The sequence below is a fragment of the Micromonospora sp. LOL_023 genome, from assembly GCF_048060115.1.
Lineage (GTDB): Bacteria > Actinomycetota > Actinomycetes > Mycobacteriales > Micromonosporaceae > Micromonospora_E.
In genome coordinates this window covers 21,654-35,433 of the sequence record NZ_JBHMIM010000020.1, presented here as the reverse complement: position 1 = coordinate 35,433, position 13,780 = coordinate 21,654, and the positions used below count along the sequence as shown (strand labels likewise).

General features: G+C 69.9%; 18 protein-coding genes and 1 pseudogene. 10 read left to right on the top strand and 9 right to left on the bottom strand.

Annotation, left to right across the window (positions count from 1 at the left end):
* Positions 1–8: 8 nt before the first annotated feature.
* The 4 genes from ACFHVL_RS13210 to ACFHVL_RS13195 form a co-directional block, all read right to left on the bottom strand.
* A complete protein-coding gene (locus ACFHVL_RS13210) occupies positions 9–1,655 on the bottom strand; it encodes a cytochrome b (RefSeq protein WP_416627966.1) in 1,647 nt (548 codons plus the stop codon).
* Complete coding sequence (locus ACFHVL_RS13205; protein WP_416627964.1) at positions 1,652–2,755, bottom strand: ubiquinol-cytochrome c reductase iron-sulfur subunit; 1,104 nt, start codon at positions 2,753–2,755, stop codon at positions 1,652–1,654. Before ACFHVL_RS13205 ends, ACFHVL_RS13210 begins: the two co-directional genes overlap by 4 nt.
* Complete coding sequence (locus ACFHVL_RS13200; RefSeq protein WP_416627962.1) at positions 2,752–3,612, bottom strand: c-type cytochrome; 861 nt, start codon at positions 3,610–3,612, stop codon at positions 2,752–2,754. The genes ACFHVL_RS13205 and ACFHVL_RS13200 overlap by 4 nt, the downstream gene beginning before the upstream one ends.
* Positions 3,613–3,691: 79 nt before the next feature.
* Positions 3,692–4,291 carry a cytochrome c oxidase subunit 3 gene (locus ACFHVL_RS13195; protein WP_416627960.1) on the bottom strand — a complete coding sequence of 200 codons (600 nt, stop codon included), beginning with the start codon at positions 4,289–4,291 and terminating at the stop codon, positions 3,692–3,694.
* Positions 4,292–4,399: 108 nt separating this feature from the next.
* Between ACFHVL_RS13195 and ACFHVL_RS13190 the strand changes: the two genes are divergently transcribed.
* The 4 genes from ACFHVL_RS13190 to ACFHVL_RS13175 all read left to right on the top strand — a co-directional run bounded on the left by ACFHVL_RS13190 (position 4,400) and on the right by ACFHVL_RS13175 (position 7,128).
* Positions 4,400–5,311, top strand: a complete 912-nt coding sequence (locus tag ACFHVL_RS13190) for a cytochrome c oxidase assembly protein (protein WP_416627958.1) — start codon at positions 4,400–4,402, stop codon at positions 5,309–5,311.
* A gap of 120 nt (positions 5,312–5,431) precedes the next feature.
* The gene (locus tag ACFHVL_RS13185) at positions 5,432–5,839 is read left to right on the top strand and encodes a hypothetical protein (protein WP_416627957.1); all 408 of its coding nucleotides are present in this window, start codon (positions 5,432–5,434) and stop codon (positions 5,837–5,839) included.
* Positions 5,840–5,906: 67 nt separating this feature from the next.
* Positions 5,907–6,983 carry an anthranilate phosphoribosyltransferase gene (gene trpD / locus ACFHVL_RS13180; RefSeq protein ID WP_416627955.1) on the top strand — a complete coding sequence of 359 codons (1,077 nt, stop codon included), beginning with the start codon at positions 5,907–5,909 and terminating at the stop codon, positions 6,981–6,983.
* A gap of 16 nt (positions 6,984–6,999) precedes the next feature.
* A complete protein-coding gene (locus ACFHVL_RS13175) occupies positions 7,000–7,128 on the top strand; it encodes a hypothetical protein (RefSeq protein ID WP_416627953.1) in 129 nt (42 codons plus the stop codon).
* 8 nt (positions 7,129–7,136) lie between these two features.
* On the opposite strand, the gene ACFHVL_RS13170 is transcribed toward ACFHVL_RS13175, so the two are convergent.
* Entirely contained in the window at positions 7,137–7,562 is a 426-nt protein-coding gene (locus ACFHVL_RS13170; protein WP_416627951.1) for a cytochrome c oxidase subunit 4, read from the bottom strand.
* A 10-nt stretch (positions 7,563–7,572) separates the two neighbouring features.
* Complete coding sequence (coxB, locus tag ACFHVL_RS13165; protein ID WP_416627949.1) at positions 7,573–8,556, bottom strand: cytochrome c oxidase subunit II; 984 nt, start codon at positions 8,554–8,556, stop codon at positions 7,573–7,575.
* Between the two features lie 203 nt (positions 8,557–8,759).
* Here coxB and ACFHVL_RS13160 point away from each other — a divergent pair, with 203 nt between their 5' ends.
* From ACFHVL_RS13160 to ACFHVL_RS13150, 3 genes are read left to right on the top strand one after another with little or no spacing between them, the layout of a single operon-like run.
* On the top strand, positions 8,760–9,899 hold the full coding sequence (locus ACFHVL_RS13160; RefSeq protein ID WP_416627948.1) for a cysteine desulfurase family protein: 1,140 nt from the start codon (positions 8,760–8,762) through the stop codon (positions 9,897–9,899).
* A gap of 38 nt (positions 9,900–9,937) precedes the next feature.
* A complete protein-coding gene (locus ACFHVL_RS13155) occupies positions 9,938–10,162 on the top strand; it encodes a sulfurtransferase TusA family protein (RefSeq protein WP_416628058.1) in 225 nt (74 codons plus the stop codon).
* 22 nt (positions 10,163–10,184) lie between these two features.
* Positions 10,185–10,799 carry a class I SAM-dependent methyltransferase gene (locus tag ACFHVL_RS13150; RefSeq protein ID WP_416627947.1) on the top strand — a complete coding sequence of 205 codons (615 nt, stop codon included), beginning with the start codon at positions 10,185–10,187 and terminating at the stop codon, positions 10,797–10,799.
* A gap of 10 nt (positions 10,800–10,809) precedes the next feature.
* Here the strand turns inward: ACFHVL_RS13150 and ACFHVL_RS13145 are convergent, their stop codons facing one another.
* Positions 10,810–10,977, bottom strand: a complete 168-nt coding sequence (locus ACFHVL_RS13145) for a hypothetical protein (RefSeq protein ID WP_416627945.1) — start codon at positions 10,975–10,977, stop codon at positions 10,810–10,812.
* Positions 10,978–10,993: 16 nt separating this feature from the next.
* Here ACFHVL_RS13145 and ACFHVL_RS13140 point away from each other — a divergent pair.
* The 3 genes and pseudogenes from ACFHVL_RS13140 to ACFHVL_RS13130 all read left to right on the top strand — a co-directional run.
* Positions 10,994–11,281 (top strand): annotated as a pseudogene (locus tag ACFHVL_RS13140) (Scr1 family TA system antitoxin-like transcriptional regulator); the annotation flags it as partial.
* 38 nt (positions 11,282–11,319) lie between these two features.
* Complete coding sequence (locus ACFHVL_RS13135) at positions 11,320–11,559, top strand: Scr1 family TA system antitoxin-like transcriptional regulator (RefSeq protein WP_416627943.1); 240 nt, start codon at positions 11,320–11,322, stop codon at positions 11,557–11,559.
* A gap of 14 nt (positions 11,560–11,573) precedes the next feature.
* The gene (locus tag ACFHVL_RS13130; RefSeq protein ID WP_416627941.1) at positions 11,574–11,774 is read left to right on the top strand and encodes a DUF397 domain-containing protein; all 201 of its coding nucleotides are present in this window, start codon (positions 11,574–11,576) and stop codon (positions 11,772–11,774) included.
* Positions 11,775–12,230: 456 nt separating this feature from the next.
* Here the strand turns inward: ACFHVL_RS13130 and ACFHVL_RS13125 are convergent, their stop codons facing one another.
* Positions 12,231–13,208, bottom strand: coding sequence for a carbohydrate kinase family protein (locus tag ACFHVL_RS13125; RefSeq protein WP_416627939.1), 978 nt, complete (start codon positions 13,206–13,208; stop codon positions 12,231–12,233).
* A 170-nt stretch (positions 13,209–13,378) separates the two neighbouring features.
* A complete protein-coding gene (gene erpA, locus ACFHVL_RS13120) occupies positions 13,379–13,747 on the bottom strand; it encodes an iron-sulfur cluster insertion protein ErpA (protein WP_326552683.1) in 369 nt (122 codons plus the stop codon).
* Between the last annotated feature and the right edge of the window lie 33 nt (positions 13,748–13,780).

Here is a 13,780-nt window from a genome sequence, read left to right as displayed (position 1 = left end):
GACGGTGATCAGCGGCTACCGCTGCTGATCTCCTCCCGGTTCGCCGGCGGTGCCGCGGCGGCCGGCGGCTCCTCGGCCGGGTCGATCGGCACATGCGGCGGCGGCGACGCCTGCACCGGCTGCTCGAGGGGGAAGAAGAAGCCCTTGACCGCCGGGCCCAGCGCGCCGAGTCGGTTCATCTTCTTCGGCACCACCCAGCCGACGTACTCCAGCTTGCCGTGACCGTGCTCGTCGGTCGGGCCGAGTGGCTGGTGCACCTCGACGAATCGGCCATCGGGCAGCCGGCGGATGATGCCGGTCTCGACGCCGTGCGACAGCACCTCCCGGTCGTGCTGCTGCAACCCGAGGCAGATCCGGTACGTGATGTAGTAGGCCAGCGGTGGCAGCAGGATCAGGCCGATGCGGCCGGCCCAGGTCATCGCGTTGAGGCTGATGTAGAACTTGTCGGCGAACACGTCGTTGCCGCCGGAGATCGTCAGGACGATGAAGAAGGTGACGGCCATCGCGCCGACGGCGGTACGGGCCGGGACGTCCCGGGGCCGCTGCAGCAGGTTGTGGCTTGCCGTGTCCTTGTTGTGGCGGGCCTCAAGGAACGGATAGGCCAGCGAGAGCATCACCAGGATGCCGGGGAGTACCACGGTCGGCCAGAACAGCGGCGGGATGACATATCCGTCGCCGATCGGGATGTTCAGCTCCCAGGCCGGCATCAACCGGGTGGAGCCGTCCAGGAACATCACGTACCAGTCTGGTTGGCTGGCCGCGGAGACGACGGCCGCCTCGTACGGACCGAACAGCCAGATCGGGTTGATCTGGAAAATTCCCGCCATCAGGGCGACGACCCCGAAGACGATCATGAAGAAGCCACCCTGCTTGATGGCGTAGCGGGGGAACATCCGCTCACCCACGACGTTGTCGTTGGTCCGCCCCGGGCCGGCCCACTGGGTGTGCTTCTGCTTGAAGACCAGCCCGAGGTGCACGCTGATCAGCGCCACCAGTAGCCCTGGGATGAGCAGCACGTGGGCGATGTAGAACCGGCTGATGATGATCGTCCCGGGGAACTCCCCGCCGAAGATCGACGCTGTCACCCAGGAGCCGATCACCGGGATGGAGAGCATGATCGCCGAGGCGATCCGCAGCCCGGTGCCGGACAGTCCGTCGTCGGGCAGCGAGTAGCCGGTGAATCCGGCCAGGAAGCCGACCCAGAACAGCAGCGAGCCGATGATCCAGTTGGCCTCACGTGGCTTGCGGAACGCGCCGGTGAAGAACACCCGCAGCATGTGCACCACGATCGAGGCCATGAACAGCAGCGCACCCCAGTGGTGCATCTGCCGCATGATCAGCCCGCCACGCACGTCGAACGAGATGTCCAACGCCGAGGCGTACGCCGCCGACATGTGCACCCCACGCAGCGGCGAGTAGCTGCCGTCGTAGGTGACCTCCTCCAGGGAGGGGTCGAAGAAGAAGGTCAGGTAGACGCCGGTCAGCAGCACCACCACGAACGAGAACAGTGCGATCTCGCCGAGCAGGAACGACCAGTGGTCCGGGAAGACCTTGTTCAGCAGCTTCCGCAGCGGGGTGGCCACCTGGAACCGGTCGTCGATCTGCCCGGCGGCCTTGCCGGGCAGGGCCCGGGCATCGAACTTACGACGTTTCATGGCCGCTCCCAGAAGTCGGGCCCGACGATCTCGGTGTAGTCCGAGGTGGCGACGAAGAATCCCTCGTCGTCGACGGAGATGGGCAACTGCGGCAACCGCCGACTGGCCGGGCCGAAGATCGGCTTGGCGTTGTCGGTGATCAGAAACTGCGACTGGTGGCACGGGCAGAGCAACCGGTTGGTCTGCTGCTCGTACAGGCTCGCCGGGCAGCCGGCGTGGGTACAGATCTTCGAGTACGCGATGTAGCTGCCCCACATGTAGTCGGACTTGCCCGCAGTCTCGTTGTTGTCCCGGGCCTGCTGGGCGTCGTCGACCCGCAGATGGATCAGCAGGGCGGAGGAGTCGGCGTACCGGTTGGTGTGCCCGCCCGGGATGCCGGGGAAGACGGTCATCTGCCCGCCGGCGCTGACGTCCTCGGGGCGGATCGGCGAGCCGTCCTCCCGGGTCAGCCGGATCAGCTGGGTGGCGCCGCCGGCGGTCTCGGTCGGCGCCCAGCCGGTGGTCGCGATCTGGTTGTTCTCGTGCGGGTTGCGGATCATCCCGCCGACCAGCGGCGCGGCGGCAACGGCGGCCACCGGAGCCAGACCGGCCAGCAGCGAAACCCCGAGCAACGGACGGCGTTTCACGCCCAGCTCGTCCGCCATGTACGCGAGCGTCCCGCCGGTGATCTTGCGGTCGTCGGCGCTGGAGGCACCGTCGTGCCGGTCCTGGATCGCCACCTCGTGCGGCAGCAGCTTCTTGCCCCAGGTCAGGATGCCGACGCCGATCGCCAGCAGAGTCACCCCGAGGGTGATGCCCAGCAACGGGGTGTAGAACTTGCTCGCACCGTCACCCAGCTCGTACTCCCAGGGCCACCAGATGAAGACCACCAGGAACACCGTGGCGGCGAGCCCGGAGAGCAGGAACAGCGTCGCCACGAACCGGGTGATGCGCCGCTCCGCCCTGGTGCCGGGCACCGGGAACGGCGGCTCGTAGTGCACGATCTCGATGTCGTCGCGGCGGGCGCCCTCGGTGAGCACGTCGAGCTGGGTCAGCCGCGGGTCGTTCAGGTCCACCGGCCCGGCCTGGCCACGGTGCGTCGGGGTGAGGTCGGTGCTCATGACTTCCCCGCAATCCACAGGCTGGCGAAGACCAGTGCGGTGATGCCGACCAGGAAGATCGCGATGCCCTCGGTGACCGGACCGTACCGGCCGAGGTTGGTCAGGCCGCCCGAATCCCCGTCGGTCTTCAGCCCCTCCTGCACGAAGGCGATGATGTCGGCCTTCTGCTCCGGGGTGAGCTGGTTGTCACCGAAGACCGGCATGTTCTGCGGACCGGTCAACATCGCCGCGTAGATCTGCCGGTCGGTCGACGGCTCCAGACTCGGCGCGAACTTGCCGGACGACAGGGCACCGCCGCCAGCGCTGAACGCGTGACACGACGAGCAGTTGATCCGATACAGCTGGCCGCCGACGGCGATGTCGCCACCGTTGCGCAGCATCTCGCCGTCCGGCAGCTGCGGCCCGCCACCCAGCTCCTGAATGTACTGGCCCAGCTGGCGGATCTCCTCCTCGGTGTACACCACCGGCTTGCGCTCGGCCTGCGCCTCCTGGCGCGCCATCGGCATCCGCCCCGAACCGACCTGGAACTCCACCGACGCCGACCCGACCCCGATCAGACTCGGGCCGCGCCCCTCGACGCCCTGGGCGTTGCGTCCGTGGCAGGAGATGCAGCTCTGGTCGAACAGCGCCTGGCCGTCCTCGGCGGCCCGGGACAGCTGCGGCGTGTCCTGCGCCTGCAGACCCGGCGCGAAGACGGTGTACACACCGCCGGCCAGGAACAGCGCGACGAGCAACCGGACCGCGGTGCCCAACCGCCGGCGGCCCCGGCCGCGAGGCGTGGCCCGCCCGCTGCGCAGCCGGGCGAGGAGACCGCGTCCGCGGTCGGCTCGCCGGTCGGCGGGGGTGTCAGATGTCATGGCCTGTAGTCCTTAACGGTTTTGCGAGCTGTCTGATGGATGCCACACGGCAGCAGCACGGAGCGTGACCACGCGCTGATCATTGCAGCCAGTAGATCATGAAGTAGAGACCGATCCAGACCACGTCGACGAAGTGCCAGTAGTAGGACACGACGATCGCGGAGGTGGCCTGCGCCGGGGTGAAGCGGCCCATCGTGGAGCGGGCCATGAAGATCAGGAAGGCGATCAGGCCACCCGCCACGTGCAGCCCGTGGAAGCCGGTGGTGAGGTAGAACACCGAGCCGTACCCGTCAGCGTTGATCTTGATCCCGTGGTGGACGAGCTCCCGGTACTCGTTGACCTGCCCGAGCAGGAAGATCAGCCCCATCACGAAGGTGATGGTGAACCACCGCCGCAGCGCGTGTACGTCTCCCCGCTCCGCGGCGAAGACCCCGATCTGGCAGGTGACCGAGGAGGCGACCAGGATCGCGGTGAACACCGTCGCGTACGGGATGTTCAGCTGTGGGGTGTGTTCCTCCCACATGCTGTAGTCCGCCGCGCGGATGGAGAAGTACATCGCGAACAGTGCCGCGAAGAACATCAGTTCGCTCGAGAGCCACACGATCGTCCCGACGCTGACCATGTTCGGTCGGGTCAGCGAGTGGATCCGGCTCTTGTCAATCGCTGGGGCCGCAGTCACGCGGTCATTATTGCTGCCGGTCAGTGCCCACGAGCGGCGGGGTGGCAAACCCGACCCGTCGGAGGGGCGGATCACGTCGACCGGCCGCACTGACCTAGCCTCGACGGCGTGGCAGATGTCGACCTGATCGCCGCCCCGCCGCCGTTCACCGTCTCGGCGCTGTTCACCGAGATCAGCCTGGACAACTGGCTGGCGCTGGTGCTCGTCGTGGTCGCCGGGCTCTACCTGTACGGGGTGCACCGGCTGCGGCTGCGCGGCGACCGGTGGCCGGTCTCGCGCACCGTGCTGTTCATCGGCCCCGGGCTGGGCGGCGTCGCCACGGTCACGGTCAGTGGGCTGCACGCGTACGACACCACGTTGTTGTCGGTGCACATGGTCCAGCACATGGTCCTGTCGATGATCGCACCGATCTTCCTTGCCCTCGGCGCGCCGGTCACGCTGGCCCTGCGCACCCTGACCGGGGCACCCCGGCGCCGGCTGCTCGCCGTCCTGCACAGTCGGTACGTGCGGGTGATCACCTTCCCGCTGGTCGCCTTCGGGCTCTTTGTTATCAACCCGTTTGTGTTGTATTTCACCGATCTGTACCGGTTGACCCTGGAGAACACCCTCGCCCACGAGGTCGTACACGCCCATTTCATCCTGACCGGCTGCCTGTTCTTCTGGCCGCTGGTCGGGCTCGACCCACTGCCCGGCCGCTGGCCGTACCCGGCCCGCGCGCTGCTGATGGTGCTCTCCGTGCCGTTCCACACCGTGCTCGGCCTGACCGTCATGCAGAGCACCACCCTGTTCGGCGGCGACTGGTACCCCTCACTCGGCCTGAACTGGGTCGACCCGTGGGCCGACCAGGAGGTCGCCGGCGGCGTCCTGTGGGCCGGTGGCGAGTTCGTCAGCGTCACGATGCTCGCCGTTCTGGTGCTGCAGTGGATGCGGCAGTCCGAACGGGAGGCCCGGCGCGTCGACCGGGACCTCGACCGCCAGGAGGCACGCCAGGAAGCGGCCACCGCCGCCACCGCCGATTGACCGGTACGGCGCACAGGCCCGGCAACCGCCGCGACGCGCGGGCAGGTGACCGGTCCGCCCGCCGGTCGGTCCGGGCGGTACGATCGGCCGGCAGCTACGAGGTGGGAGTCAGGCGAGAAGATGACCGAGCGTGTGCACACCGTCCTGCTCTACAGCGACGACCCGCAGGTGCGGGACCGGATGCGGCTGGCCGTCGGCACCCGACCCGCCAGCGACCTGACCGTCGAGTTCCTCGACGCCGCCGACTACGCCGAGTGCATCCGGCTGGTCGACGAGTACGAGGTCGACCTGATGCTGCTCGACGGCGAGGCCACCCCCGGTGGCGGGCTCGGCATCGCCCGGCAGATCAAGGACGACCGCGACGACGCGCCGCCGACCTGTGTGGTGATCGCCCGGGCTGCCGACCGCTGGCTCGCCTCGTTCGCACAGGTCGACGCCACCCTGATGCACCCGCTCGACCCGGTGACCACCGGGCAGACGGTCGCCGGGATGCTCCGCGCCCGGGCCGGCAAACTGCCCGCCGCCTGACAACACGAACCACTGCGGCACTGCACCGCCCTCGGCACCACCCACCCCACGCATCTGGGAGGCCCCCATGGGTGAACGGTCCTGGCCGAACCTGCTCAGCGCCCTTCTCGCGGGTGAGCAGCTTTCCACCGCCGACACCAGTTGGGCGATGGGCGAGATCATGGTGGGCTCCGCCACCCCCGCGCAGATCGCCGGGTTCGCCATCGCGCTGCGCGCCAAGGGCGAGACATCGACGGAGCTGGTCGGGCTGGTGGAGGCGATGCTCGCCAACGCCGTACCGGTCGGCCTGCCCGATGAGCTGCGCGCCGACGCGGTGGACGTCGTCGGCACCGGCGGCGACCGGGCACACACGGTCAACATCTCCACCATGGCGGCGATCGTGGTGGCAGCGGCCGGTGCCCGGGTGGTCAAGCACGGCAACCGGGCCGCCTCGTCGTCGTGTGGTGCCGCCGACCTGCTGGAGCACTTCGGCATCCCGCTGGATCTGGGCCCCGAGGGCGTGGCCCGGTGCGTCGCCGAGGTCGGCATCGCGTTCTGCTTCGCCGCCCGGTTCCACCCGGGCATGCGCCACACCGGCGTGACCCGGCGGGAGATCGGCGTACCCACCGTGTTCAACTTCCTCGGCCCGCTGACCAACCCGGCCCGGCCCCGGGCCGGAGCGATCGGCTGTTTCGACACCCGGATGGCACCGGTGATGGCGCAGGTGTTCGCCAGCCGGGGGGACACCGCGCTGGTGATGCGGGGCGAGGACGGGCTGGACGAGCTCAGCACCGCCGCCCCGACCCGGGTGTGGTTCGCCCATGCCGGCAGGGTGCGGGAGCTGGTCGTGGATGCCACCGCCGACCTGGGCGTGCCACGGTCCGCCCCGGGCGATCTGCGGGGCGGCGACGTCGCGTTCAACGCCGACGTCACCCGGCGACTGCTCGCCGGTCAGCCCGGCCCGGTACGCGACGCGGTCCTGGTCAACGCCGCCGCCGCGCTGGTGGCGCACGGCGCGCAGACCGGCTCGGTGTCGGTCGACGACCCGGCGGCGGCAATCCGTGCCGAGTTGGGGCGGGTGGCCGAGGCGATCGACAGCGGTGCGGCGTCCGCCCTGCTGGATCGCTGGTTGCAGGTCGCCCAGGCAGCGGCTGGGCAGGCCTGACAGTCGGTCCAGCACCGTGACGGGTGGTACCGGCCCGTACCGGTCGTTCGTCGGCTCGGACGCCTGCACCGATGGCGCCGCCCGACAGGCGGCCGATGCCGGAGCGATCGTGCTCGACCTGAACGAGCAACGCCGTGCCGAATGACGACGGGCTCAGTGCTCCGCGGTACGCCGGGTGCCGGTGTAGTACTCGAAGAGCAGCCCGGCCGCTGCCAGCGTCACCGACACCAGCCCGAAGATGATCAGCCACCACTGCCAGAACACCAGGCCGAGCCCGGCGATCGTGGCGGCCAACGCCACGCCGAACGGCCAGTAACTGCCCGGGCTGAAGAAGCCGACCTCGCCGGCACCGTCGGCGACCTCGGCGTCCGGCCGGTCCTCCGGGCGCAGGTCGATGCGACGCGACACGAACCAGAAGAAGCCCCCGCACATCGTGCAGAGCAGGAACGACAGGATCAGCGCCGTGCTGCCGATCCACTCGACGTGCCCCATCTGCCCGTACGTCCAGGCCGGGTAGGCCCCGGACACGACGAGCAGGAACGCCGCGACGACGGCGAAGATCCGCCACTCGGTCCTCATGCCCGGCCCCTCAGTTTCCCGCGCCCTGGGCGCTCGTGTTGCCGAAGTTCTGCACATCCCGCTTGGTTTCGAACGGGAAGGTGGTCACCGCGTACGGCTCCTGCCCGATCGTACGCAGCGCGTCCTGCGTGGAACTGCCCGCCTGCTTCGCGGCGAGGAACTGGTCGTACTGCTCGGGGCTGACCACCCGCAGCTCGAAGTTCATCATCGAGTGGTACGTGCCACACAACTCGGCGCAGCGCCCGACGTAGGCACCGTTCTGCTGGATGGTCACCTCGAACTGGTTGCGGATGCTGCCGGGAAAGACGTCCCGCTTGAACAGCAGCTCCGGCACCCAGAAGGAGTGGATGACGTCGGTGCTGGTCTCCTCGAACCGCACGGTCCGCCCGGAGGGCACCACCAGGATCGGGATGATGTCGGACGAGCCGACCGTCGAGGCGACCGTGTTGGCGTCCTCGCCGATCCCGTCGCGGTAGTTGAACTGCCAGTTCCACTTGAACGCGACGACCTCGACGGTGACGTCGGGGTCCTCGCTGAGCCGGTCGACGTCGGTCTGCACCACGGCGGTGTAGTAGAACAGCACCGACACGACCAGGATCGGGGCGACGGTGTAGAGGAACTCCATCGGCATGTTGAACCGGGTCTGCACCGGCAGCTGGTCGCCGCGCTTCCGGTAACGGATGATGCACCAGAAGATCAGGCCCCACACGAACACCCCAACGGCGAGCGCCGCGATGACCGACCCGATCCACAGGTCGTACATCTGGTTGGCCTGCGGGGTGATCCCGCCCTGCGGCCACCCGAATCCGTCGAACGCCGCCCCGACGTCACAGCCGGTGAGCAGGGTGAGCAGTGCCACGCCGCCGAGGCCGGCTCCGGCGGCCCGCACCGGCAGACCCCGCCGGGCGTGCCCGCGCGCAGTACGCGACCGCGGGCGATCCCCACCGCCGAGCCCTGCAGCCGACAGCTGCGCTGCTGAATCCCGTGCGACCACCTGGTCCTGCCTCCCTAACGGCGTCACCGATGCCACCGGTAGCCGGTGAGCACCACCTGCCACGTGTGGCGACATCAGTGACCAAAGGCGTCACCGACGGTCGCAGATTACTCGACCAGTCGCCTCGATATCGGCGAGGGGTCTCGTTTGTCACCTGCCACGACTGCCAACCAAGGCTCCGGCGGCCGGTACCGTCGGACGCTGTGAGCTATCTCGACGCCGCGACCGCCGCCCCGCTGCACCCGGTCGCCCGCGAGGCACTGCTGGCGGCGCTGGTCGACGGTTGGGCCGACCCGGCCCGGCTGTACGCGCAGGCCCGCCGGGCAGGTCAACTGCTGGACGCGGCCCGCGCGGCCACCGCCGAGACGCTGCGGGTCCGCCCGGACGAGATCTCTTTCACACCCAGCGGTACGGCCGCCGCGCACGCCGCGGTCCTCGGCGGGCTCGCCGGGCGACGCCGATCCGGGCCCACCCTGGTCCACTCGGCGATCGAGCATTCGGCGGTGCTGCACGCCGCCCAGCGGCACACCGCCGCCGGCGGCGAGGCAGTGTCGGTACCGGTGGACCGGCTCGGCCGACTCGACCTGGCCGCCTGGTCGGCGGCGGTGGCCCGGCCGGGCGTGGCGTTCGCCACGCTGATCAGCGCCAGCCACGAGGTGGGCACCGTCCAGCCGGTCGCCGAGGCGGCGCGGGCGTGCGCCGCGCACGGCGTGCCGCTGTACGTCGACGCCGCCCAGTCGGTCGGCCGGCTGCCGGTGCCGGACGGCTGGTCGGTGCTGTCAGCCAGCGCGCACAAGTGGGGCGGCCCGCCCGGCGTCGGCGTGCTGGCCGTGCGCAAGGGCGTCCGCTGGGAGTCGCCCTACCCGGCCGACGAGCGAGAATCCGGCCGTACGCCCGGAGCGTTGAACCTGCCGGCGGTCGTCGCCGCGGCGGCGGCGCTGCGCGCGGTGGCCGCCGAGGCCGACGCGCAGGCGGCACGGCTGTCGGCGCTGGTGGAGCGGATTCGCGCGACGGTCGCCGAGACCGTGCCGGACGTGGAGGTGGTCGGCGACCCGGCCGACCGGCTGCCACACCTGGTCACCTTCTCCTGCCTGTACGTCGACGGCGAGGCGCTGCTGCACGCGCTGGACCGGCGCGGGCACGCCGTCTCGTCCGGTTCGTCATGTACGGCGTCGACGCTGCGCCCGTCGCACGTGCTGGAGGCGATGGGGGTGCTGTCGCACGGCAACGTGCGGGTGTCGCTGCACTCCGACACCACCGAGTCGGACGTGGACCGGTTCCTGGCCGACCTGCCGCAGGTGGTGGCCGACCTGCGGGCCGAGGCCGGGGTGGTCGGGCTGTGACCGGCGACGACGCGGTGGCGCAGTCCCACGGTGACGCGGTGTCGGAGACCCTCGACTGCCTGGGTCGACGCTGCCCGCTGCCGGTGATCGCGCTGGCCCGACGGCTGCCGCAGCTGCCGGTCGGGTCGGTGGTGCGGGTGCTGGCCGACGACCCGGCCGCCGCGCTGGACATCCCGGCCTGGTGCCGGATGCGCGGGCAGGAGTTCGTCGCCGCCTCGACCGTCGCCGGCTCCCCCGCCTTCGACATCCGCCGCACCCACTGAACGAATGGCGGTGCGTGCGAGGATGGCTGGCGTGAGTGCGGACAACGGGTGGAGCAAGCTGCTGGAGTCCAACCCTGGGCACTCACAGTGGTACGTCGACCGGTTCCGGTCGCTGGCCCGCGACGGTGCCGACCTCGACGGTGAAGCGCGGCTGGTCGACGCGATGTTGCCGCGTACGGCGCGGGTGCTGGACGCCGGGTGCGGTCCCGGCCGGGTCGGTGCGGCGCTGGCCGCCGCCGGTCACGACGTCGTCGGCGTCGACCTGGATCCGGTGCTGATCGACGCCGCCCGCCACGACCATCCGGGGCCGCGGTGGCTGGTCGGCGACCTGGCCGAGTTGGACCTGCCCGCCCAGGGCATCGCCGACGGCTTTGACGCGATCGTCAGCGCGGGCAACGTCATGACGTTCCTGGCTCCGGACACCCGCCGGGAGGTGTTGCGCCGGATGCGGTTGCACCTGCGTGACGGCGGCCGGATCGTGGTCGGATTCGGCACCGACCGGGGCTACCCGGTCGCCGACTTCCTCGCCGACGTACCGGCTGCCGACCTGGTCGAGGATCTGCTGCTGGCCACCTGGGATCTGCGCCCGTACACCGACGGCGCGGATTTCCTGGTCGCGGTACTACGACCGGCCTGACCCCCGCCGGTCAGGTCAGCTGGCGACCGTCGGGCGGGTCGACCCAGACCAGTCGTACGCGGCGGACCATCCCGTACAGCCGCAGTGCTGCCTTGATGCCGCTGAACGGGTTGGGCAAACCGCCGTTGGTCGGCACGACCACGGCTTCGTCGTCGAACGCCAGCCCCCATCCGAGCACCCGACTGTCCTCGCAGATGGCGAAGCGCGCTGGCGGCTCTCCGTGTAGGTCTTCCAGCAGCCTGCGCTGCTCGTCACCCCTCGGCTCTGCGCTGGTTGATCGGTGCCGAGCTGAGTCGCTACTCACCTCGTTGGCCGGACGGTCGGACGCCAAGACCTGGTGGGCGCCCTGGGCGAACGTCGTGCCCGACTGGTTCCGGACCTACGTCGGGTTGGAAGGGCTGGCCGACAGCGCGTTCGTCTTCGAGTCGATGGTGCTCCCCGGCCTGCTCCAGACCGAGGAGTACGCCCAGGCGCTCACCCTCGGCACCTGGCCGACCTCGCCAGCCTGCCGCACGTCACCGTGCAGATCATCCGGCCCGAGGACGGGCCGCATGCGGCCGGCGCGATCGGCAAGTTCGTGGTGCTGGACTTCGACCGGGTCCGGCCGATCGCCTACACCGAGCTGCTCGACGGTGCGATGTACATCCAGGACCCGGACGGGGTGCGCACTTACACGATGGTGGCCGACAACCTGCGTCAGGCCGCCCTCTCGCCCGCCGATTCCCGCGCGCTGATCCGGGAGCTGGCCGACGCGGCATAGCACCGGAGGCTGTCATGCCCACCCCCGATCCGACGACCGCCCGCTGGTTCACCAGCAGCCGCAGCGCCAACAACGGCGACTGCGTCGAGTGCGCCGTACTGCCGGACGCTGTCGCGGTCCGCGACAGCAAGGACCGCACCGGACCGACGTTGCTCTTCTCCGCCGACCAGTGGACCGCGTTCGTCACCCACTTCGCTGCTGATCGTGTGAGGTGACCAGGCGGCGTTCGCTCCCCGACCTCCCAGACGCACAAAAGCTGCCAGATGCACGAAGGGCCCGCGTAAGCGGGCCCCAAGGCGGCTGCGGGAACCACTACGGGCCTCCTGCAAGACCGCAGGCTAGCACGACCGTCAGCAATCCGGAGCATGGGAAGCCGAACTCTGTTTCAGCCTGATCCCCCTGCGGGATCAAAATCCCTCAGGGGGATCACGGTCGAACGGTGTCCTCCCCCTGAGGCCAGCCACGGACCCGGATCTCTCGGATCACAGGGTGGATCCGAAGGACCGTGATGGCGACGGTGACGCCTTCCTGCACGCCGCGCTGGACCGGCTGCCGGGTTGAAGATCAATGTGAGCGGCAGATACCCTAAACGGCGGTTTTGGGGTATCTGGCGCTCACATTGATCTTGTGAACCGATCTTGTGAACCTGCGTGCGCTGGTGGACCGTGCGGTCAGGTGGGAAGGAAGGGGCGGACGTCCTCGGCGGCGGCGTCGCCGTACGAGTCGGCGAGACGCTTGAGGAAGATGTCCGGCTTGACGTCGTACTCCTGCGGGCCGGTGGTCTCCAGCACCAGCGCGGCGACCAGGCAGCCGACCTGCGCGGCCCGCTCCAGGCCGAGGCCCCAGCCGAGCGCGGCGAAGAACCCGGCCCGGAAACCGTCACCGACGCCGGTCGGGTCGTCGGCGACGACGTCGCGGGCCACCGGTACGTGGATCCGCTCGAAGCCCCGGCCGGTGATCTCCACGCCGTCGGCACCGAGCGTGGTGACCCGGACCGACACCAGGTCGAGCAGCTGGTCGCCGGTGAGGCCGACCTTGCTCTCCAGCAGCGACCGCTCGTACTCGTTGGTCAGCAGATACTCCGCGCCGTCGATTAGCTGCCGGACGTCCTCGCCGCTCATCCGGGCCAGCTGCTGCGACGGGTCGGCGGCGAACCGGTAACCGCGGTCGCGGCACTCGGCCGAGTGCCGCAGCATCGCCGCCGGGTCGTTGGCGCTGACCAGCACCAGATCGAGGCCGTCGACCCGGGTGGAAACCGGCGCCAACTCGATGTTGCGGGCCTCGCTCATCGCGCCGGCGTAGAACGACGCGATCTGGCACAGGTCGTCGTCGGTGGTGCAGACGAAGCGGGCCGTGTGGGCCAGCTCGCTGACGTGCACCGAGTCGCAGTCGACGCCGTGGCGCTCCAGCCAGGAACGGTAGTCGGCGAAGTCGGCGCCGACCGCGCCGAGCAGCACCGGCCGCAGGCCGAGCTGGGCCATCCCGAAGGCGATGTTGGCCGCCACCCCACCCCGGCGGACCACGAGGTCGTCGACGAGGAACGACAGGGACACCTTGTCCAGCTGGTCGGCGATGAGCTGGTCGGCGAACCGGCCGGGAAAGTGCATCAGGTGGTCGGTGGCGATCGAGCCGGTGACGGCGATCTTCATGAGGGCCCTCGGGTGTCGGGGGTATGAAAAACGTGCGTCGGTCAGCTTACCGGCACGGTCACCCTCACAACCCACACCTGCCTCAACAGCGCACGATCGACACACCACCGGTGACCGTCCGGGTCGTCGCCGACCCGGACGGTCACCGGTGGTGTGTCAGTGGCGCAGGCTCAGTGGAAGGAGTCGCCGCAGGCGCAGGAGTTCTGCGCGTTCGGGTTGTCGATCGTGAAGCCCTGGGCGTCGATCCGGTCGGCGAAGTCGATCTTCGCGCCCGAGAGGTACGGGGCGCTCATCCGGTCCACCACGACCCCGACGCCGCCGAAGTCGGTGACGACGTCCCCGTCCAGGGAACGCTCGTCGAAGAACAGCTGGTACCGCAGGCCGGAGCAGCCACCGGGCTGCACGGCGACCCGCAGCCGCAGGTCGTCGCGGCCCTCCTGGTCGAGCAGCGCCTTGACCTTCTCGGCCGCCAGGTCGGTGAGGGCGATGGTGGTCGAGGCTGCGGTCTCGGCCGTTTCGGACTGGGCTGATGTGCTCACGTGAAGGTCTCCCCTGCGACGGTGCGTACTCGT

Bases quoted from the DNA above. Each gene is read 5' to 3' on its own strand.
- ACFHVL_RS13210 (WP_416627966.1), bottom strand. From the start codon at position 1,655: ATGAAACGTCGTAAGTTCGATGCCCGGGCCCTGCCCGGCAAGGCCGCC.
- ACFHVL_RS13205 (WP_416627964.1), bottom strand. From the start codon at position 2,755: ATGAGCACCGACCTCACCCCGACGCACCGTGGCCAGGCCGGGCCGGTG.
- ACFHVL_RS13200 (WP_416627962.1), bottom strand. From the start codon at position 3,612: ATGACATCTGACACCCCCGCCGACCGGCGAGCCGACCGCGGACGCGGT.
- ACFHVL_RS13185 (WP_416627957.1), top strand. From the start codon at position 5,432: ATGACCGAGCGTGTGCACACCGTCCTGCTCTACAGCGACGACCCGCAG.
- trpD (WP_416627955.1), top strand. From the start codon at position 5,907: ATGGGTGAACGGTCCTGGCCGAACCTGCTCAGCGCCCTTCTCGCGGGT.
- ACFHVL_RS13170 (WP_416627951.1), bottom strand. From the start codon at position 7,562: ATGAGGACCGAGTGGCGGATCTTCGCCGTCGTCGCGGCGTTCCTGCTC.
- ACFHVL_RS13150 (WP_416627947.1), top strand. From the start codon at position 10,185: ATGGCTGGCGTGAGTGCGGACAACGGGTGGAGCAAGCTGCTGGAGTCC.
- ACFHVL_RS13130 (WP_416627941.1), top strand. From the start codon at position 11,574: ATGCCCACCCCCGATCCGACGACCGCCCGCTGGTTCACCAGCAGCCGC.
- ACFHVL_RS13125 (WP_416627939.1), bottom strand. From the start codon at position 13,208: ATGAAGATCGCCGTCACCGGCTCGATCGCCACCGACCACCTGATGCAC.